This window comes from Microcoleus vaginatus HSN003, assembly GCF_022701255.1.
Taxonomy (GTDB): Bacteria; Cyanobacteriota; Cyanobacteriia; order Cyanobacteriales; family Microcoleaceae; genus Microcoleus; species Microcoleus vaginatus_B.
The window spans coordinates 948216-968780 of sequence record NZ_CP031705.1 but is presented as its reverse complement, the minus strand read 5'-3'; the positions used below and the strand labels follow the sequence as shown (position 1 = coordinate 968780).

The 20565-nt window shown below is 45.6% G+C and carries 16 protein-coding genes and 1 pseudogene; 6 read left to right on the top strand and 11 right to left on the bottom strand.

All coding sequences use genetic code 11. From position 1 onward, the window contains the following. Positions 1-33: 33 nt before the first annotated feature. From D0A37_RS04095 to D0A37_RS04075, 5 genes and pseudogenes are all read right to left on the bottom strand, one after another. Positions 34-1301: pseudogene (locus tag D0A37_RS04095) on the bottom strand (RNA-guided endonuclease InsQ/TnpB family protein). Between the two features lie 417 nt (positions 1302-1718). Beyond that, a complete protein-coding gene (locus D0A37_RS04090; RefSeq protein WP_242721413.1) occupies positions 1719-3485 on the bottom strand; it encodes an NACHT C-terminal helical domain 2-containing protein in 1767 nt (588 codons plus the stop codon). A gap of 352 nt (positions 3486-3837) precedes the next feature. Next, positions 3838-4530 carry a hypothetical protein gene (locus tag D0A37_RS04085; RefSeq protein WP_242721410.1) on the bottom strand — a complete coding sequence of 231 codons (693 nt, stop codon included), beginning with the start codon at positions 4528-4530 and terminating at the stop codon, positions 3838-3840. Between the two features lie 191 nt (positions 4531-4721). Next, positions 4722-5507, bottom strand: coding sequence for a PP2C family serine/threonine-protein phosphatase (locus tag D0A37_RS04080; protein WP_242721407.1), 786 nt, complete (start codon positions 5505-5507; stop codon positions 4722-4724). Positions 5508-5718: 211 nt separating this feature from the next. Continuing rightward, positions 5719-6381 (bottom strand): vWA domain-containing protein, encoded by a 663-nt coding sequence (locus D0A37_RS04075; protein ID WP_242721403.1) that lies wholly within the window; start codon positions 6379-6381, stop codon positions 5719-5721. Between the two features lie 257 nt (positions 6382-6638). Between D0A37_RS04075 and D0A37_RS04070 the strand changes: the two genes are divergently transcribed. Continuing rightward, positions 6639-7241, top strand: a complete 603-nt coding sequence (locus tag D0A37_RS04070) for a Uma2 family endonuclease (protein WP_242721400.1) — start codon at positions 6639-6641, stop codon at positions 7239-7241. Positions 7242-7293: 52 nt separating this feature from the next. Further along, positions 7294-7548 (top strand): DUF6737 family protein, encoded by a 255-nt coding sequence (locus D0A37_RS04065; RefSeq protein ID WP_242721397.1) that lies wholly within the window; start codon positions 7294-7296, stop codon positions 7546-7548. Between the two features lie 286 nt (positions 7549-7834). Here the strand turns inward: D0A37_RS04065 and carB are convergent, their stop codons facing one another. The 3 genes from carB to D0A37_RS04050 all read right to left on the bottom strand — a co-directional run bounded on the left by carB (position 7835) and on the right by D0A37_RS04050 (position 12589). Then, entirely contained in the window at positions 7835-11146 is a 3312-nt protein-coding gene (carB, locus tag D0A37_RS04060; protein WP_242721394.1) for a carbamoyl-phosphate synthase large subunit, read from the bottom strand. A gap of 875 nt (positions 11147-12021) precedes the next feature. Beyond that, positions 12022-12261 (bottom strand): hypothetical protein, encoded by a 240-nt coding sequence (locus D0A37_RS04055; RefSeq protein ID WP_242721391.1) that lies wholly within the window; start codon positions 12259-12261, stop codon positions 12022-12024. Between the two features lie 91 nt (positions 12262-12352). Beyond that, complete coding sequence (locus tag D0A37_RS04050) at positions 12353-12589, bottom strand: hypothetical protein (protein ID WP_242721387.1); 237 nt, start codon at positions 12587-12589, stop codon at positions 12353-12355. 241 nt (positions 12590-12830) lie between these two features. On the opposite strand from D0A37_RS04050, the gene D0A37_RS04045 reads away from it, so the two are divergent. From D0A37_RS04045 to D0A37_RS04030, 4 genes are all read left to right on the top strand, one after another. After that, complete coding sequence (locus D0A37_RS04045) at positions 12831-13088, top strand: hypothetical protein (RefSeq protein ID WP_172192361.1); 258 nt, start codon at positions 12831-12833, stop codon at positions 13086-13088. Continuing rightward, positions 13081-14304 (top strand): murein transglycosylase A, encoded by a 1224-nt coding sequence (gene mltA, locus D0A37_RS04040; RefSeq protein WP_242721385.1) that lies wholly within the window; start codon positions 13081-13083, stop codon positions 14302-14304. The genes D0A37_RS04045 and mltA overlap by 8 nt, the downstream gene beginning before the upstream one ends. Positions 14305-14458: 154 nt before the next feature. Continuing rightward, positions 14459-15166: a tetratricopeptide repeat protein gene (locus tag D0A37_RS04035; RefSeq protein ID WP_242721382.1), complete on the top strand. Its 708-nt coding sequence runs from the start codon at positions 14459-14461 to the stop codon at positions 15164-15166. Between the two features lie 219 nt (positions 15167-15385). After that, the gene (locus tag D0A37_RS04030) at positions 15386-16273 is read left to right on the top strand and encodes an ROK family protein (protein ID WP_242721379.1); all 888 of its coding nucleotides are present in this window, start codon (positions 15386-15388) and stop codon (positions 16271-16273) included. A gap of 177 nt (positions 16274-16450) precedes the next feature. Here the strand turns inward: D0A37_RS04030 and D0A37_RS04025 are convergent, their stop codons facing one another. The 3 genes from D0A37_RS04025 to D0A37_RS04015 all read right to left on the bottom strand — a co-directional run bounded on the left by D0A37_RS04025 (position 16451) and on the right by D0A37_RS04015 (position 20236). Further along, positions 16451-16873, bottom strand: coding sequence for a hypothetical protein (locus D0A37_RS04025; RefSeq protein WP_242721376.1), 423 nt, complete (start codon positions 16871-16873; stop codon positions 16451-16453). 465 nt (positions 16874-17338) lie between these two features. Further along, positions 17339-18997, bottom strand: coding sequence for a CTP synthase (pyrG, locus tag D0A37_RS04020; RefSeq protein WP_242721374.1), 1659 nt, complete (start codon positions 18995-18997; stop codon positions 17339-17341). Positions 18998-19276: 279 nt separating this feature from the next. Next, entirely contained in the window at positions 19277-20236 is a 960-nt protein-coding gene (locus D0A37_RS04015; protein ID WP_242721371.1) for an Rpn family recombination-promoting nuclease/putative transposase, read from the bottom strand. Positions 20237-20565 lie beyond the last annotated feature (329 nt).

Genomic DNA, 20565 nt, shown 5'->3' with positions numbered 1-20565 from the left:
CGGTTATGGGATAGCTGGTAAAAGTATAGTCATTTATTGCATGACATGGGAGGCGTTAAGTCCCTCCCCTTCCCTTTCACTTTGAGCGGATCGACCCGCCTCGGCTGAACTACGCAGCTCCCTATCCCATTGCTGAACGCATTTGGGATTGCTTTTCTGAGGATATTGTACGCTGCATTCACATCGGAATTAATTAGCTGACCAGTCGATGTTTTGTACAAACCCCGCTTAATCCGCTTACCAGTAAACACAGGCTCTTTTTCGGTTTTTCCATAAACAGGAATTGGGTCTAAACCTAAAAAACTGGATCGGGATGTATAGGATTCTTCCTGCACAATTACTGTGATTCCCGCCAACCGAGCTTTGTACTTCAACATTTCAATTAATCGAGAGTGAGGAATACTAACAAAGTTTTGATTGGTTTGCTTCCCTAACTCGATTTCTGTTTTCCACTGCGCGTTCTTGCCAATTACTAGCGTCCCAATCTGCTTGGTGAGCAAAAGTTTAATAATTAGACGGCTAGCATGATGTAAGTAATTATCAACTTTTTGATGGCGACAGCGAGTTAAGCGCTGAATGCGGGGCGAAGTTTTGCGATTCCCTTTGAACTGGGATTGCAATCGTGCTTTCCGCTTGTTGTAAAACTGGTTAATCGATTTCAATGGTCGCCCGTTAATCAACAAAGGGATAAATCCCGGTTGATTTGAAGTTAACGCCACTAAATTATCCAGTCCTAAATCAATACTAGCTACAGAATTAGCGTTGCCAAGAGTGGACTCCGGTTCATCATAAATTACCTCAATTACATAGGAATCACATTTCGGAACCAGCCTAATTTGGCAAACCTGGTCGGGATTGACTTTGGTTTTAATTAAAAATTCTGTACCCGAAAGTTTAATGATTCCTTTCTTCAACTGTTTGCTGCTAATTGCTTGAATTGTGTAGACGAGAAGGTTTCGCCCTTTAACTTTATCTTTGTACTTCGGCAGTTTTGGGCGCCCAGTGAATTTTGAAGAATCAACTTTGTAAGCTTTAACGGCTTCAAAAAACGATTTCCAGTTCTTGTCTAAAACCATTAAAATTTGCTGACTTACTTTGGCAGGCAAAGCCTTGTAGGCTTCATGAGACTTCATCAAGCGGTTCGTTTCGTTGTAATTAACATAGCCCCACCCATAAATAAAACTCTGACGAATAAGGTAATTGGCGGCATTGTAGAGGTTTTTGGACTTGAAAGCTAGTTCGTCAATTTGGGCGAAACGGTGTTCCGTGGATTTAATGATGTGCCTCTCTGTTAGCTGCATTTGAGACTTCCGTTCTTTGGGCTGTGCGTATTTCTTGTTCAACACTCATAGCGATATGATACCATTATTGTTTATAATTGCTTATAAAATCAACGAAGTTTTACAATACAGGATTTGGAAGCCATCACTCAATAAATTTGACTTGCCCATTAAATCTTACCTTTCTTATGACTTAGGCACCGGTGACGAGAGACGGGGTTTTTCACCAAAAGACGTGTTGCAGCCCGCAGATTCGGTAAAAAACCCGATTTCTTGGGTGGGAGTGGTTAAGCCCTGTTGCTGTTAGTGGGATGGCCATCCCGCCCGTCCATCCATTAGTGGGATGGGCATCCTGCCCGTCCATCCATTAGTGGGATGGGCATCCTGCCCGTCCATCCATTAGTGGGATGGGCATCCTGCCCGTCCGCGCTATCCAAATTAAATGTGAACCAGCTTCAAATCCACCGACAATAACAACATTTTATCCTCAATTTTTTGTCTGACGGCCGGCGTCACCTGACAATTATCGCTGTTGAGGCATTCCACCAGCAAGTTGTGGGCATAGTAATACTGTTGCAGCAAAGTTTTCTGTTGGGGGCGAAAGTCTCGATTGTAGCCGATCGCAGTTTTGAATTTTGCCAGCCAACAACTACCGAACTCTTTGCGCCACTTTTTCCAGTTTTGCAAATCAGGCATCTCAGTCTGAAATTGTGCCAGCAGTTGTTTAAGTTCTGGTTCAATATCCAGCGCCCAAATGCCAACCAAAATACCAGCCACTTCATTATCACAAGCCAATTTCAGAGACTCGTTAACATCTGCAAATTCTACATTTTTTCCAGTCTTTGCCAAACAATTCCGAAACTTGCGAACTTTCGATCTATCAAACTTCAGACTCGGATCGAGGACGCGAGTCAAAGCCAAATCGAGCACGCAAACTAAGGCAATATAAAAAGCCCGGATTTCCGCCGGTTTGAAATTCCTTTGCACTAACTGACACTTGTGATTGGCCCAGATTAGCAACTGCTGCAAGGTTTCATCTTTAGCCGCCATACTGTCAATTTTTTGTTGCATCAGCAGCAAAAGTTCGTCAGCAGGTTGCAAAATGCTGACAACTCTCACAAATTCCTTTTTCCACTTTTTGTCTGTAATCCGGCTGACCAATTCTGGCAGCGATTCCGGGTTCGCACTGTCAATCACATATTCTGGTTGAGTGTCGCTTTCCTCTAGCAGTTCGTCAACTGCGGTTTTGATAAAGTTATCCACCAACCAGTCGCGGGTACGCGAGAAATTGCTTTCCAACTCTAGGTAATGGCTGCCTAATTTTGCCTTAAAGTCTTTGGGAAAAATCTCTTTGGCGACTAACATATTTTTCCAGCGAGTTAGCTGGCTGGCGTTGCGTTCGGGAAAGCGGTTGTACAAATAGTCGATCGCGATCGCATCTAGAATATCCGCACCCAGGATTTCCCGCCGTTTTACCTCGTTTTCGGGCCCCATTTGTCGCCGCTGAGTTATATCCAGATGCTGGCTAACATTTGGTTCAATCAAGTGCTGAATCAGCCAGTTTCCCCCACGAAAAAAATCGCGATTAAACTCCAAGTAAATCGCGCCAAACAAAGCTTCAAAAGTCTCGGAAAAACTTCTATCGTACTCGCTTTGGTCTGTTTCTTTCCCATTCCAAAAGCGCCAACCGAGTGCGTTTACTTTCAAATTTTGTGCAAAATCCCCAAGTTTTTTCGCATCTGCTAAACGAGCTTTTAAGGTTGAGATAGCATCTGGATCGAGTTGTGGATATTCGCGGTACAGGTAATCGGTAACAACCGCACCGAAAATCGCTCCCCCTAAGAGTGACAGCCGTTGGTACTTAACCTCTTGCCAAGCGGGAGACTCCTCCGGGCGATCGGAGTAATAGCTGGTAGAGTAACGGCAATTCAAGGCTATTTCCAGCAGTTTTGTCTGCTGAAAGCTGGGAAGGTCGATCGCTGCTTTGACTGCTTCAATATCTACATTTTTATGTTTAATTCGCTCTAATTCTTCTTCACATTTACCCCACCTTTCCAACCACTCACCGCCCGCATCTTCCACATACAAATCTACAAAATCTACCCCGTAATTCATCCATTCATCCTGCATTTTTCTGGCTGCTTCCAGTTCTTCCCAGACTTTTTGCAAGTTATTTTCAACGGTGCGTGTACCTTGTACAGTCATAGTATTTGATTTTGATGTATTTTAATTTTATTTCCAAGACTTTCACCCTGATTAAATCAAATCTCAATTTAATTTAGAGCGAGTTGCTAGTGATTTAACAAGATAGATTGCTGCGGTAAATCTTTTCATTGCTTAGCCTTCCTATCAAGCACCTGTTGCCCTCGTCTCGCAGACCCCTCTCGGGAACAGAAAAGGGGAGGAAAAATCTTGGTCTGTTTTCCCTTTTCCCGAAGCTGGCTGGAGCTTAGGTTCTTGGCCTTGTCGAAAATTGTGCAATATGTGAGTGAGTCAAAATTTATTTTTCACCGAGTTTTGAGCAGTCGAACTATTCTCAGCAGCAGATCTGCTTGATTTACGGGAACTTGAGGTAACGACCGGCGGGCAAATTATCGCTATTATATAATGCTATATTAACTAACTGGTTCACGAAATTTGCATCGTTTATATCATAACTTAGAAATAATCCTCTGTCAATCCCCCAATCTTGAAGAGTTTGTTGCCAATTTTGATATTTTTGTTCAGAGAATTCATCTGAAAGAGTTGTGACTTGAATGCAGAGGGGGTGCTGTTGGCGGCTGCTAACGATCGAATCGGTTGCCATAGAAAGATCGGCAACATATCGATACAAAACAGTGCCTTGGCGATCGACAATTCGGGCTGCGATCGCACGAATGACGAGATCGTCAGCCGGATCGAATTTACCGGCTTTGAGTTTTTGTTTCCAGATGTAAAATTTGCGATCGTTTTCGCTCAGCCATTTAGGAAATAGATAGGTGTACCAATACCTTTCCCCCGGCGTCATTAACTCAAACGCGGCTTGTTGTTCTCTTTCCGAAGGTAGAGATTGAACTGCCAGCCAAACCTGAGAATCTCGGATAAGCTGTAGCAAAAAAGCCATCACAAATTTCTTAGCAGTTAGCGAACCGGGTTTAAGATCTTTCACCCAGCGATTGATTTCATCCAATCTTCTCGCCAAACTCGGCTCTATTGGATCTGCTGCGCTAATTAGAGAGTTGAGCTTATCCTTAATCTCTTGTGCTTGCAAACGACGACCTACTGTACAAACTAAACCAGAATTGTTGACACCTCGATTTTATTATAAAACCGCGCCAAATTTTCACCGCTGATTAGGTTGAACGCATTAGACTTGTTGCAAAATTCAGAATCGGAAATTTTTAACCGCAGATCAACGCCAATTCACGCAGATGGGTGTTGGCTTTGGCAAAATGTCTATTTTTAATTGTCCTGTGCCTCGGAACTCGCAAAAGTTGCTAACAATAAAGTTAAGTCATCATCGGTGCGTTCAGAAACGCGGGGCGATCGCAAAAATGACTCTAACTGCTGTTTCGCATCTTCTTCTTCTTTCCACTCGCCAGAAAACCGAAACAAAGGCGCGAAAAACGGCCCATGTGGCGTGCCTTCTGGGATTTTGAGCGCTAGCATTTGCAAGCCGTCGGAAAAAACTGCTAAGTGCCGCAGTTTTTCTCGCAGTACCTGAAATTGCGCTGTTTCGATCGCATTCGGCGAAATCAAAAAAATAGTTTCGTTGATGTATTCGCCGCAGGGAGGTACAGTCAGGCCGATCGCATTTCCTGCACTATCACCCGCTACCGCCGCACCGTCGCCGATTTGAGCAACTGCGATTAATTCCGGCGTAGCAACAACAGCAATTAAAGTGCAGGCTAAATCTCTCGCAGCCACTGCCCGCACTGCCGCTTCTGCTTCCACCTGCGCCCGCGCGACTTGCAGTGATGCTGTCAAGAATACTTGCCATTCGTCGTCAGTGTGAGGCAGCCTTTCCTGTTGCTGGAAAATCGTTTCAACAACCGCTTCCACAGCAATTTTCGCCCCAACTTCTGCGAGTGCTGCCGAGCCCGCACCATCGGCAACCGCTGCCGCTAAAACACCGTTTGGCAAGAGACGCCAGCAGTGGGCATCTTGACAAGGCTGCGATCGTTTTTCGTGGCTCGTACCTATTACCGATGCCGCTACAACTTGCCAATTAAAGGATGAATTCTGCATTAATAACTCTTTAACTCAAAACTTCGTAAATTCACAACTATGCAAAGTCGGGACGGGCTTATTTATCCCTAATTAGGTAGGGCGATGCACACCACACCTTACTTATTTTGTAGGGCGATGTACACCACACATTACCGCTTGTCACATACTAATGACCAATGACCAATGACCAATGACCAATAACTAATGACTAATGACTAATGACTAATGACTAAACAGTTCCCCATCCGGGTGGCGGCAGTGCTACTTGTTCATCAATTTTTGAGTGAGAAACTCTCTGCATACTAGCCGACAGCCAGATAAACATCTCTCTAAAGTCTAATCCTCTCAATTTTACAGGCGTGCGCTCGACAATTTGCGCGAGACGGGGGATATTAGCACCTTCCACTCCGACTGCAAAAAAAGCCACGCGCTTATTAATTTCTTCCTCTTTAATCCGCTGTGCTGCTATTTCCACAACATCGTCGGATTCGCCTTGAGGTTCACCGTCGGTAATCATGAAGACCCACGGGCGGTAGTAGGTAATGCCGTTGTTGCGGTATTCGGATTTGCGAGCGGCAATGGTGTCTAATGCTAGCTGAATGCCTGCACCCATGTGGGTTTGTCCTTGAGCTGTCAGCAGTGGCGTCTCGAACTGGTCGGCGGTCACGAAGTCTTGCACGACTTTGATATGATTGTCAAATGAAATAATCGCGACTTCGACTCGCTTTTTAGCTAGTTCGTCTTTAATTAGGTCATTCCTAAAAACTTCCAGCCCCTCATTCAAGGCATCTATGGGTGCGCCTTGCATGGAGCCGGAGGTGTCCAGCAGGAGGACGCAGGGACAGCGCGGCTCTGGGTTTTCGGCAAATTCTACGGCTTCGTCTAGTCTCATGGTTCGGGGTTGACCTGGGAGTGGCTCGATTTCTAGGTTTGTTACTTTCTACCCTAGCAACTAGGTGACATATTTAACTCAATCTGCCCGCTGGCGATCGTATTTTACCATTTACCTGAATCGATTTGAGATTTTTAATTGTAGATTTTAGATTTTAGAATTGGATGTCTTTGGATCTCGGCGCTCAAAAAAACAAATTCATTCTTGCCTGTGGTAATATAGACTAATAGTATTACTGCAAAATAAGGATAAATCTTATGATTGCAAGAGTCACGCAAAAATTAACCTTTGACCAATTCCTTGTAGAATGTCCAGAAGATGGACTATATGAACTGGTAAATGGAGAAATTGTAGAGAGGAATTCCACAAGAAATTATGCTGATGTTGCTAATTTCATGTTATTTGGCTTCAACGATGAAATCCGGCGACTAAATTTGAATTATGTAGTCAACAATACCGCCGTTATCAGAACTGTAAGTAAAGGCGGAATCGAACAAGGGCGGAGACCGGATGTCAGCGTAATCGATCGCGATTTGTGGCGATCGAACCGTTCTGCTTATTCTGCCTTACGAGAACCAATTCAACTGGCAGTGGAAGTAACATCAACAAATTGGGAGGACGATTATATAGACAAATTGGACGAATATCGGCGCCTCGGAATTCCTGAGTATTGGATTGTCGATTATTTAGCAATTGGTAGCAGGGAATTTCTGGGAAATCCCAAAGTTCCAACTGTATTTGTCCACCTTTTGGATGCAGAGGGGAACTATCAAAGAAGCGCGTTCAAGGGCAGCGAACGAATTGTATCGCGGACTTTTCCCGAATTAACGCTGACAGCAGAAGAGGTGATGAATGTTTAACTTCGGTTAATCCAGCTAGCCAGACTATTATCCATAAAAAATTACTGAAAATATGAAATCTCTTTCTGATAAAAAACTTTCTGAGCAAAAATCTATTAGTCCTTGGAGTTACAAACCTTGGTGGTGTCAGCCTTGGTCGATTCTTTTAACTGGTACTAGCCTGATTAGCGGTAGTTGGTTTTTATTAAAAACTGTTTGGATAACTGTTTTAGTCGCGATTCCTTTATTAGCTTGGATGGGTTTTTTCTTGTTAGTTTGGCCGAGGTTGATGCTGTCTAGCGGAGTTTTGAATTCCGATGCAGATTAGGTTTTGGTGACGCGCACCTTATGTTTAGGATAAGGTGCGCGGTCATTGGTGTCAACTTAACGTTAAACCCTCAGTCCGGCAGGGGTTTTAACAAGAACCTCCAAGCGAAAGTCCTCGCTATGAGGACTAATGAGTTCTTCAGTCCTCTTTGAGAGGACTTTCGCTATAAGACAGGGAATTCATTCCCTGGCGGAGTACCGGGTGAGCGAGAGGACTGGCGGACTAAAAGCTTAAGTTGACACTAATAGTGCGCGCTGCACACCCTAAACATAGGGTGGTGCGCCCTCTAGGTTTGCGGGTAATAGTCTTGAATTGCTTTTACTTCCATCGGGTTTGATTTGAGCGATCGAATTCCCGCTGCTGTCGCTTTGGCACCGGCTATTGTCGTAATAATCGGGATTTTGTAAGTCAAAGCTGTGCGGCGGATAAAGATTCCGTCGGCTCGGGATTCTTCGCCCGAAGGTGTGGTAATAATTAGTTGAATTTTCTCATTCTTGATCGAATCCAACAAATTCGGCCGCCCTTCGTGCATTTTCAATTCCAAATCTACCTCTAAACCTTGCTCTTGCAAAACTTTGCGTGTCCCGTGGGTTGCGACTACTTTGAAACCCAATTCTAAGAATTCCTTGACAACTGGTACAACTGCTAGTTTGTCCCGATCGCGCATCGAAACCAGCAGGGTTCCAAACAGCGGCATCATTTGTCCCGCGCCGAGTTGAGCTTTGGCAAAGGCTTTGCCAAAATCGGTGTCAATTCCCATTACTTCGCCGGTCGATCGCATTTCTGGTCCTAACAAGGTATCAGCTCCCGGGAACTTAGCAAAGGGCAATACTGCTTCTTTTACCGAAACATGAATGGGTATAATCTCTTCAGTAAAACCCAAAGCTTTTAGAGTTTTGCCAGACATGACTCGCGACGCCATTTTTGCTAAGGGAACTCCGATCGCCTTGGACACAAAAGGCACTGTTCGAGAAGCTCGCGGATTAGCTTCCAAAATGAAAACTTGTTCCCCTTGAACGGCAAATTGAATGTTCATCAACCCGATCACTTTCAGGGATTTTGCTAATTCAACAGTCCAGCGGCGGATTGTTGCCAAAGCTGCATCAGAAAGCGTTTGGTAAGGGATAGAACAAGCAGAGTCGCCGGAGTGGATTCCCGCTTCCTCGATGTGCTCCATAATACCGCCGATCGTCACATTGCCAGTAACATCGGCGATCGCATCTACATCCACCTCGATCGCATTCTCCAAGAACTTATCAATTAAAATCGGGTGTTCTGGTTCTACCAGGACGGCATAGGTCATGTAACGTTCCAATTCCGTATCGGAATAAACAATTTCCATTGCTCGCCCGCCCAACACGTAACTCGGTCGCACCACTACCGGATAACCGATCCGTTGAGCTACTATTAAAGCATCCTCAAAACTGCGCGCTAGACCGTTAGCAGCTTGCTGAATATCCAACTTCCGCAGAATCTTTTCAAATCGCTCCCTGTCTTCAGCAGTATCAATGGAATCCGGCGAAGTTCCCCAGATTTTTGTTTGTACATCGGGGTGATTTTCGAGAGCTTTTTGTAAAGGAAGCGCCAACTTCAGCGGCGTTTGTCCGCCAAACTGAATAATTATTCCCTCGGGATTTTCGGCTTCGATGATGTTGAGAACATCTTCTTTTGTGAGCGGTTCAAAATACAGGCGATCGCTCGTATCATAATCAGTCGAAACCGTCTCCGGGTTCGAGTTGACCATAATTGTCTCAAAGCCGTCTTCTCCTAGGGAATAGGAAGCGTGACAGCAGCAGTAATCAAACTCAATTCCCTGTCCGATCCGGTTCGGCCCGCCGCCTAAAATCATCACTTTTGGCTTGCTAGAAGGCAAAACTTCCGACTCCGGCGCCAGACTGTGGCCTACAGGCGAAACTTTCTTTTCTTCATCGCCCAATTCCCAAATTGCCGCTCCCGCTTCGTAGGTGGAATAATAATAGGGTGTAAACGCTTCAAATTCAGCGGCACAGGTATCGACTGTTTTGTAAATCGGAATTACGCCTAACTGTTTGCGGTAAGCGCGGACTTGATCTTCCGATGTTTTGGTGGCGTAAGCAATTTGGCGATCGCTAAATCCCAACTGCTTTACTTCAAACATTGTGTCTTTTGTCAACTGATCCAACCGCGTTCGTTTCAAGAACTTCTCAGTTTCCAGCAATTCCTGCATTTTATCCAAAAACCAAGGATCGATTCCTGTGAACTCGAAGATATCTTCCACCGACATTCCCATCATCATCGCGTGGCGAACTGTAAAAATGCGATCGGGATTTGGCGTCCGCAATCCGGCGCGAATTTGTTCCAAACTCGGCAACTTTTCCGGTTTGTCGCACCCGAAACCTGCGCGACCTGTTTCCAATCCCCGCAGGGCTTTTTGGAAGGATTCGTTGAAGCTGCGCCCGATCGCCATTACCTCCCCAACAGACTTCATTTGCGTTGTCAGAGTCGGTTCGGAACCGGGGAACTTTTCAAAGGCAAATCGGGGAATCTTCGTCACCACGTAGTCAATTGTCGGTTCAAAAGACGCCGGAGTTTTCTTGGTGATATCGTTGGAAATTTCGTCTAGGCTGTAACCTACCGCTAATTTTGCCGCCATTTTTGCAATGGGGAAACCAGTTGCTTTCGAGGCCAAGGCGGAGGAACGGGAAACCCGAGGATTCATTTCAATAACGATGAAATCTCCGTTGACAGGATTGACGGCAAATTGAATATTGGAACCGCCGGTTTCAACTCCGATTTCGCGAATAATTTTCACCGAAGCATCCCGCAGGCGCTGATATTCTTTGTCTGTAAGAGTTTGCGCCGGGGCGACGGTGATAGAATCGCCGGTGTGGACGCCCATCGGGTCGAGATTCTCGATCGAACAAATAATCACTACATTATCTGCCAAATCTCGCATTACTTCCAGTTCGTACTCTTTCCAACCAATCAAAGATTGTTCGATCAAAATTTGCGATACTGGACTGGCATCAATCCCGCCTTGGGCCATTTCTTCAAACTCTTCTTGATTGTAAGAAATGCCGCCTCCCGTACCTCCCATTGTAAAAGCAGGACGAATAATTAACGGATAACTGCCGATTTGGTGACCAATTGCTTTGGCTTCGTCGAGAGTGTTGGCAATTCCAGAAGGGCAAACGGCGACCCCAATTCGCGCCATCGCTTCCTTAAATAATAGCCGATCTTCTGCCATTTCAATTGCTGGCAACTTAGCACCAATCAACTCAACGTTGTATTTTTCTAAAACGCCATTTTTAGCGACGGCAACGGCTAAATTTAACGCAGTTTGACCGCCCATTGTCGGTAAAATTGCTTGAGGTCTTTCTTTAGCGATGATTTGTTCGAGGATGACTGGCGTTAGAGGTTCGATGTAAATGCGATCGGCAGTTTCCGGATCGGTCATAATTGTTGCAGGGTTGGAATTCACCAACACTACTTCAAAACCTTCTTCTCGCAAAGCTTTGCAAGCTTGTGTTCCTGAATAGTCAAATTCGCACGCTTGACCGATAACAATGGGGCCGGAACCAATGAGAAGAATCTTTTTTAAGTCTTGACGACGGGGCATAGGTTTGTAATTAGTAATTGGACAAGGTTGAGGGTTAATTTGATATTTTGCATCAGTCTTAGAAACAGGCTTTCTAAGCTGTTCCCCCCAAAGCTTACTCAAAATAGTGCAAGTTTTGTTGTTAATGTGAAATTGTGCACCATTCTCAGCATTTTGGAAGCAGAACCTCGCAACTCCGGCTGACAGACACCCCCAGCTAACCAGAAATATTGATGAGAAAAGGGTGCAGTCGATCGGTAAATCAAGACTATTTTAAGTGTTGCGGTCAAATCGTGTTCTAAAATACACAATCCCTGTATTCCGCCCCATTAATCATTGTAGAGACTTCAGCCAAGGCGTGTCCTGACTGTGGGGAACGGGTAGAATTAACCGGGTTGGATGATGAAATTTCCCGTAGCTTGCGGGGCGGGACGCCATCGCCCTCTGAGGATGTGACAATCAGATATCCAGCTATGTAGCCACGGCGATGGAGGACACGGCCGGGCCGTATCCAAAGCGTGTCAACTTAAGCCCATCGTCCGCCAGTCCTCCCACCCGCCCGTCAGTCCGCCAGGGAATGAATTCCCTGTCTCATAGCTAAAGTCCTCTCAAGAGGACTAATAGACCTCTTGCAAAAATCCTTTTCATCAATTGATGGGACGGGCTCTCCGGCCCATCCCACAAGAAAAAATAACTCTTGTGGGACGGGCCGGAGAGCCCGTCCTAATTATTTTTGCAAGAGGTCTAATGAGTTTAAAAGTGTTCTTCTGAGTCCTCATAGCGAGGACTTGAGTTTTGAGGAAGGGGTTTCAACCCCTCTTGGACTGCGGGTTTAACGTGTTTGTTGACAGGACGAAAGGCAGGGTGTCGTTTCCCTACCGTATTTCATCCTATTTTTAGGCTTTGCGCGATCGGCGAATGAGTACGCTAATCACTTGTCCCGGCTTTGCACCTCGCTGCGGCGGGCTCCAATCGCCGACTTGGGCAAATCCCAGTCGGTACAAGGTGTGAATGGTCTCTAACACGCCTGCGCGGGAACCGACAACCGTTATCCGCACGACTTCCTGTTCGGATACTGCTGAGTCGTCATTTGGACGCGCGGAAAAGTTATCGTCAGGCACGAATTCCTGTGACATAATATTGTCTCCTGGTTTTTGGTTTTCTAGGAAAACCCAAAAACCCAGCCGCCCCGCACGTTAACACAGAGCAGGGCGGCTACAGAGAGTGTTAAAATTCTCCATTAGCCTCCATACTGGCGTAATCAGTTTGGCGGTTAGCTGTCCATTGCTGTTGGTAGCAGCTTTGGGCAGTGCAACTAGATTTTTGAGCGACGCGGGCTGCTTCCTCTTTGAGCAAAGCAGCCTTAATTTCACAGCGTAGCCGCAGATGGGGGCCGCCGTCAATCGATTTAAGATTTTGGATTTGAGATTTTAGATTGAGATTTTTCTCCAACAACTCTCGCACTCTCCCCTTCTCCCACTCTCCCCCTCTCCCTCAACCCAACCTACTAGATGAGGGAATGCGCCGAGGAAGAGGTAAAATATGGAATCGTTCCAAAAGTTTAAAATCAAAAATCAAAAATAAAGATATGCCTAGAACACAAGTGCGAATATTCCGTGCACCTGTTGCTTGAGGGCAACCACATCAATTTTAGATTTTAGATTTTAGATTTTAGATTGTCCTCCAACAACTCTCCCTATCTCCTATGCCTAGAACTCCCAGCGAATATTCCGTGCACCTGCTGCTTGAAGGCGGCCACCGCGAAGAAGTGCGTTTCGCAACGCTGCAAGATTTTCAAAAGTGGTACAGCAGTACACTGGTTCCGAAACAAGATTCAAGAGAATTTCTTAACGTCCCGATTAAAAATATTCAAGGCGAATACATGGTAGTTCGGCCTACCAGCGTTCTCGCAATTCGTGTAGAACCGATATTTACTTCTAGCGTCGAACGATACGATGAATAAGGAAAATAATCAATTTAGTAGGAAAGATTGGAAATTGAGCAAGATTTTTCGCTATCAGCTATTAGCCATCGTCTGTTGCGTTTTGGCGATCGCTTTTTCGGTACCCGCCGTTGCAGTTCCGTCGCTGCAACCAATTAGTATAAATCAATTGCAAGCTGGCGAGGCGGATGATCTCGCCTTTGACGCTCAAATCTGGGGCGAAAATGGCAAACCGGGCGATCGGGAATTGCTGTTAAAGTCGATCGACAACAGCCTCCGCTATCTCAATACATCGGCCGCCGCCAGTGCTTACAGCCGCTATCCAGTAGCAGGAGTTACGCGCGATCGAGTCCGGCGTTCTCTTGATCGATTCCGCCAATTAGTTGTCAGTTCCACAACTCCCTCACAACTTCAGGAATCTGTCAAGCGCGAATTTGTATTTTACAAATCCACGGGCAAAGATGGCAAAGGAACAGTTGCATTTACAGGTTATTTCGAGCCGACTTACGCAGCATCTCGCACGCCTAATTCCGAATACCGTTATCCCCTGTACAGGATGCCGCCAAACATGGCATCTTGGCCGAAACCTCACCCGACAAGATTGCAATTAGAAGGCGAAGATGCTTTGCAGGCAAGTAAAGGATTGCTGCGAGGATTAGAATTAGTTTGGTTGCGCGATCGATTCCAAGCATTTCTCGTGCACGTCCAAGGTTCTGCGAGATTGCAGCTAACAGATGGTAGCGTGATGACAGTCGGTTTTGCAGGCAAAACCAGTCACAGTTATACAGGTGTCGGGCGAGAATTAGTTAAAGACGGAAAGTTTACTTTAGAAGAGTTAAATTTGCCCCGACTAAGGGAATATTTCACCAACTTTCCCGCAGATATGAACAAATATTTGCCGAAAAATCAAAGCTTTGTATTCTTCCGGGATACTAACGGAGTTCCAGCCACAGGAAGCATTGGAGTGCCAGTAACTGCCGAAAGGTCGATCGCCACCGATAAAGCTTTAATGCCCCCCGGCGCACTAGCATTAATTAGTACAAAACTCCCTTATCCAAATGCGGCGGGACAACTCGAACAAAATGCCGTGAATCGCTACGTTTTGGATCAAGATACTGGCGGTGCAATCAAAGGCGCGGGGAGAGTTGACGTATTTATGGGAACGGGGGATTTAGCGGGCGATAGGGCCGGTTATATCAACTCAACAGGAGAACTGTATTATCCGCTTTTAAAGTAGATTAATTCTACTTCAGGTGATTGTTTGGTGTGCGTCGCAATCCCGGACACGGCAATGCGCCGTGTCCCTACAGATATCTCCGACAATCTATATGTAATCCTACTTTTGAGAATTGCTATAAAATAGAAAATACCCCACCCTCCCAACCTCACAAATGCTAGACAAAATTCTGCAATTCTTCAAACGACTAATTCAGCGGCTGTTGGGAACCCCAACCAAACCCTCCCCGCCTTCGGAATATACCGCCATCCGCCCCACACTAACTGATGCGGAATACGAGTCGAAATTCATGGAAATCCTGGAAGGGGTGAATGCCGACTGGAGTCGAGGGGATGTAGCGGGATTCTTGATCGCAAAACGCCTTAAAGATCATGAATTGGCCGCTTGGTTGGGACGGTTTGGGCAAAGATTGTTAGAGGGCGAACATGATGACACCGCTGCTACGGATGCGGTGGCATCGCTTCAGGAATTGGCGCAGCGGCTGGTATTGTTAGGCAGAATTGGCAGCGGGGAGTTGTCAGAGGTTGCGAGGCAAATTGGGGGGGAGATATTGGCACGGTTTCCGCTGCCGGAGGTTGAGGAGGAGGATACAAAGGGAAGGGTGATTGAGGCGGTGTTTGTTGGGGATGGTTTTGGTTTTTCGGGGGACGTGAACCGCAGAGGCGCTGAGGGTGCGGAGGCAGAATCGGAAGTTAATGTAGAGGCTGAGGCGTGGTGCGATCGAGGTAATGAGCAGTATAATTTAGGGAGATTTGAAGAGGCGATCGCATCTTATAACCAGGCAATTGCTCTCAAACCAGACTACCACGATGCTTTGCACAACCGAGAGGTAGCGCAACGTAAGTTAGGCGAAATTAAATAGGCGAACTCGCTTGTATCCAGAATTTTTGCTAGTATTGCGATCGGTATGATAATATTAATAATTAAGCGCAGTTACCTCGCTAGTTATTATACAAAATAGGAGTGGTAGCATTTAAATCCTCACTACAAACTCAAGTGGTAAGGTGCACAATCCGCACCATAAAATATGTTTATCCTATGAGGATTAATCCCAAATCCTTGCATCCCAAACCCAAATCGAATGATACAAGTAATCGGCATTGACTTAGGCGGAACCGCCATTAAACTCGGCAGATTTAGCGAAAATGGTCTTTGTAACCAATCCTTAACTGTCCCAACCCCTCAACCCGCAACGCCAGAAGCCGTTTTAGCCGCGATGACGGATGCTATTTTACAACTCAATCCGGCCGAAAATGATGTAAGTGCGATCGGCATCGGCACTCCAGGCCCCGCAGACGCCGCCGGCAGAATAGCGAGAGTAGCAATTAACCTCAAAAACTGGCATAACGTCCCCCTAGCTGACTGGGTGGAAGCTAAAACCGGACTGCCGACCATGTTAGCAAATGATGCCAACTGTGCCGGATTGGGAGAAGCTTGGTTGGGCGCAGGAAGGCACTTTAAAGACCTAATTTTAATAACTTTAGGTACAGGAGTCGGCGGTGCAGTTATCCTAGACGGCAAACTATTTGTAGGTCATCAAGGCGCGGCCGGAGAACTAGGATTGATTACTATAAATCCCGACGGCCCGGAGTGTAACAGCGGCAATCACGGTTCTTTAGAACAGTACGTTTCGGTGCAGGCAATTCGCCGCGAAACCGATTTAGAACCGCTACAATTAGCAAATTTAGCTAAGTATGGAGATGCCAAAGCTTTAGAATTTTGGCAAAATTATGGTCGTTATATCGGTATAGGTTTGGCAAGTCTCCTTTATGTTTTAACCCCGGAAGCTATTATTATCGGCGGTGGAATTAGTGCAGGTGCAGAATTTTTCTTGCCGCAGGTTCGAGAAGAAATTGAGCGGCGGGTTCTTCCGACTTCTCGCGAAGAGTTGCAGCTATTGGTTGCTGAATTGGGCAATCAAGCAGGCATTGTAGGGGCGGCAAAATTAGCTTGGCAGCTTGTTCAATAGTTAAAATTTAAAGAGGCAGCGCATTTTCCTGCCCTTTTTTCATATCTAAACTTAGGGAGCAACCTAAGTATTTTATCTCAAAAACCATAAAATAAATGTGAGGAGTTACTAAAAATAGTCTCCATTCCTCCTTCATTGTTCATCATTCTAACTAATGACTAATGACTAATGACTTCTTCATGGCAGAGATTGTCCAGTCGTCTTTTTAATGTATTCCTGAATTTCTTGATAAGCGTCCGGGTTGCTTTGGCGGAGGATAACAATATTAGTTGCGCTGTCAGGCAGGCAAAAGCTTAGCCGACCGTTCTGTTCGCAAGCAAAAGAGCTAATTCGACTCATATCGATCGCAAATTCTTTGCGGTCATAATTAATTTTAATCCACGAGCCTCTCGAATTGCGATCAATGGTTTTTTTGAGGTAATCGAGAACTTGCTTGTAAGCCTCATAATTGCCTTGGGGATTGAGGATAATCGGCTGACTGCTATTAGGCAGCCAAAAGGTGAGACGCTTGTTATCCAGTTCGCTAGAAAAAGCACTAATAGTGTCAAGGTCAATTATGTATGTACTTTTCTCATAAGTAATTTTGCTCCAATAAGCCACAAAGCCTCCTCAAACCTGTGTTTCCTGGTATTTTAGGATAGTTTGACAACTCATACCATTTTAGATTTTAGATTTTAGATTTTAGATTGGGCATGACTGATGACTATCGGGGTTGGGAAGTTGCCTAAAGTTGCATTTTTTTTTGAAACTGGTATCACCATTGAAATCCAAGCTAAAAAGTTAAGTAAAAATAATCAGCATTTTTACCTTCTGCCTTCTGCCTTTTGCCTTCTCCCTTCGGGTACTAGCCCCCCAACCCCTATGCTATGGGGGGTGAGGTTTTTCACTCGTTGAGGATGCTGCCCGATATCTAGTCCGGTAAGTGCGACCCGAATCAAATCCGATTGTTGGGTTGGGCGGGTGAGAGTACGAGCGATTGTCTGCCTGATTTGAATATTGTGTACTCTCACCCGCCCCTACAGACATCTAATATATCAGAACTAATCGATCGCACATGATATCAGATCAGTTTGCGACAACTTTCCCGACCACCAAGTCGCGACCCTCATCTTCTAAAACATCCTGCTTTCCCTGGAGGCTAGCGGCCTGGATAAACCCTTGAAACAATGGGTGGGGGGTACTAGGTCTAGATTGGAATTCGGGGTGAAATTGACTGGCTATGAAAAAGGGATGGTTGGGCAATTCGATCATTTCTACCAATCGGCCGTCGGGAGATGTACCGGAGACTGCATAACCGGATTCCAAGAAAAGATTACGGTAGGCGTTGTTAAATTCGTACCGATGACGATGCCGCTCGTAAATCACTTCTTTCTGATAAAGTTTGAAAGCGAGGGTGTCTGGGTTGACGCGGCACGGATACAAACCCAGTCGCATTGTACCGCCCAAATCGACTACATCTTGCTGTTCTGGCAATAAATTAATTACCGGATTTGATGTATCCGGGTCAAATTCAGCGCTGTTGGCATCCTCTAGTTGTGCGATGTTGCGCGCCCATTCAATCACAGCACACTGCATCCCCAAACACAATCCCAAAAAGGGTATTTTATGGTGTTTAGCATATTGAATCGCCGCTATTTTGCCGTCAACTCCCCGAACCCCAAAACCTCCCGGTACAAGAATGCCGTTGATATCTTTGAGGTAATTATCGAGGTTTCCCGACTCTAAATCTTCTGAGTTAATCCAGTGCAAATTCAGGTCGGAGCCGATCGCAATTGCCGCGTGCCGCAAAGCTTCGACCACCGAAAGATAAGCATCGTTTAACCGCACGTATTTGCCAACTAAAGCAATTTCAATTTTGTGATTGGGACTGTAAAGCCTGTTGACTAAAGTTTGCCACTGATGCAAATCTGGCTGGCGATGTTCGAGTTGCAGCAAATTGAGCGTTTGTTGCGCCAAACCTTCCTGTTCCATCATCAGGGGTACTTCGTAGATACTTTTAGCATCTTGAGATGTGATGACGCATTCTTCGGGTACGTTGCAGAATTCCGACAACTTCTGTTTCATACCCAAAGACAGCGGGCGATCGCACCGACAGACTAAAATATCTGGTTGAATGCCGATCGAGCGCAATTCCTTCACCGAATGCTGAGTCGGTTTAGTTTTCATCTCCCCAGCCGAAGGAATCCAAGGTATCAGCGTGACGTGCATATACACAACATTTTGCCGACCGACATCCTTGCGAAACTGGCGAATTGCCTCCAAAAACGGCAAAGATTCAATATCTCCCACCGTTCCGCCGATTTCCGTAATCACGACATCGGGATTAGTATTTTGTGCTACCCGGTGAATTCGCTCTTTAATCTCGTTAGTGATGTGCGGAATCACCTGCACCGTGCTCCCCTGATACTCACCGCGACGTTCTTTGTTGATCACCGCTTGATAAATGGAACCCGTGGTGACGCTATTGAGGCGCGACATGGAAGTATCGGTAAAACGCTCGTAGTGCCCCAAATCTAGGTCAGTTTCCGCACCGTCTTGCGTGACAAAGACTTCTCCGTGCTGAAACGGGCTCAGAGTGCCGGGGTCAACGTTAATATAGGGGTCTAGCTTCAAAATCGAGACAGAATAGTCCCGCGACTTTAATAGGCGGCCCAAGGAAGCACCGACAATTCCCTTGCCGATGCTGGAAACCACGCCGCCAGTCACAAACACAAATTTGCTCATAGGATTTTCGACTTTAGATGTTTCTGTTTCTAGTTAAGGTAACACTCAACTCTAAGAGCTAAAATCAAAAATTGTCCAGCAGTGTTTGACCATTTATCAAATACGGCTGGGGATATGACGAGTGCCCCACGACCTCGATCGGGCGGTTTGCACGGGTTTTGAGCTGGTGGGCCAATTTTAAAACGGTTGATTGTTCATCAGTGCGCTTTGGGCTGATGAACAATCAAGGGCGATCGCTCTTCTGAGACAACCACCTTCACCCAGGCTTTTTTCCCTTCCTCACAAATATGTCTGTAACCGATCTGTCACATCTGACACAGTGGCCAACTCTAAAACTGCCTCTCCTAAATTCTCTAATTGTTCAGCGGATAACTGACTGATGCGAGTTTGAATCTCCGACGACAACGGGCCGACACGGCGCTCCAACAGCCGCACAACTAACTCCAACTTTCCTTGTTTGATGCCTTGTTCGATACCTTGTTCGAGGCCTTGTTCGAGGCCTTGTTCGAGGCCTTGTTCTCTCCCGATTCTGGTAGCTTTGGTAATTGCACCGCGCTGATCTTGAATAAAAATTTCTCGCCTTTCTAAATCTTCCAATTCATCAGGATCGAGATTCGCTTCATTCGCAATTGCCAAAGCCTGCCGCAGTTCCGGCACATTTCCCAACTCTTCGGGAACCGACCGTAAAATTTGAGCAGTTTTCATGAAATATATCCACTTATCTGTCAGCGTTTCTAACTCCTGTAAGGTCTTGTCAAATTTGGGCAACTCAACAAACACAAGTTCAAATTCATCAGCTAGATAGTCGGTTAAAAAAGTTTTTTCTTTGAAAACAAAGCGCGAAATCACTGTTTCCAAATGCTCAAACATTTGAAAATCTGTAATCGTCAGAGCAATCACAGGGTTTAACAAGCTGTAACGGCTTCCTGTGGTTAGCTGCATCGAATAAGCTTTAGTGGCATTGTATAAAATCCGCTTCTCAAATGACTCTACATTCAATACTTGCATTTCAATAATTACCGTTTTGTTCCCATCAATCTTAGCTTTGACATCCAAGTAAGTATCTTTGACTCCTTTGATTTTGGGAGCCAAATAAGGGTCAATAATTTCTAAGTCTTCGATGACTGGCTGTGCTTCGTAGAGCATGGCATTCAAGAAACTAATCAAAATGTCTTTGCTCTCAGGCGAGCCGAATATTTTTTTAAAGGCAAAATCGATTTTGGGATTAATAAAATTCATGTTAATTGCAATCTATTAGAGGTTAAAAAGTTGAGGTTAGAGTTATTTAATTATTTAACTATCATACAATTTTCTAGGTTGGGTTCGCGGACGATCGCCCCAAGCGACATCACCCAAATACGGATCAAGCGGCCGACAGCAGTCACCCTGAGCCATCATGGCTTTGACAAAAATTCCAGCGCCCAGTCCGCCCCTAGGCGAGTCAATCTAAAATCTAAAATCTAAAATCTAAAATCAGCCCTACGCGCTCAGTCATTTTTCCCAGAAAGTTAACTCAGGAACGTTTCGCGAAGCGTAAAGTCATGGTAAACCAAGCACCTCAAGTCGGC

Coding starts and splice junctions, on each gene's coding strand:
- D0A37_RS04080 (WP_242721407.1), bottom strand. CDS start 5,507: ATGCAGAATTCATCCTTTAATTGGCAAGTTGTAGCGGCATCGGTAATA.
- mltA (WP_242721385.1), top strand. CDS start 13,081: ATGAATAAGGAAAATAATCAATTTAGTAGGAAAGATTGGAAATTGAGC.
- D0A37_RS04065 (WP_242721397.1), top strand. CDS start 7,294: ATGAAATCTCTTTCTGATAAAAAACTTTCTGAGCAAAAATCTATTAGT.
- D0A37_RS04015 (WP_242721371.1), bottom strand. CDS start 20,236: ATGAATTTTATTAATCCCAAAATCGATTTTGCCTTTAAAAAAATATTC.
- D0A37_RS04035 (WP_242721382.1), top strand. CDS start 14,459: ATGCTAGACAAAATTCTGCAATTCTTCAAACGACTAATTCAGCGGCTG.
- D0A37_RS04070 (WP_242721400.1), top strand. CDS start 6,639: ATGATTGCAAGAGTCACGCAAAAATTAACCTTTGACCAATTCCTTGTA.
- D0A37_RS04045 (WP_172192361.1), top strand. CDS start 12,831: ATGCCTAGAACTCCCAGCGAATATTCCGTGCACCTGCTGCTTGAAGGC.
- carB (WP_242721394.1), bottom strand. CDS start 11,146: ATGCCCCGTCGTCAAGACTTAAAAAAGATTCTTCTCATTGGTTCCGGC.
- D0A37_RS04055 (WP_242721391.1), bottom strand. CDS start 12,261: ATGTCACAGGAATTCGTGCCTGACGATAACTTTTCCGCGCGTCCAAAT.
- pyrG (WP_242721374.1), bottom strand. CDS start 18,997: ATGAGCAAATTTGTGTTTGTGACTGGCGGCGTGGTTTCCAGCATCGGC.
- D0A37_RS04090 (WP_242721413.1), bottom strand. CDS start 3,485: ATGACTGTACAAGGTACACGCACCGTTGAAAATAACTTGCAAAAAGTC.
- D0A37_RS04030 (WP_242721379.1), top strand. CDS start 15,386: ATGATACAAGTAATCGGCATTGACTTAGGCGGAACCGCCATTAAACTC.
- D0A37_RS04075 (WP_242721403.1), bottom strand. CDS start 6,381: ATGAGACTAGACGAAGCCGTAGAATTTGCCGAAAACCCAGAGCCGCGC.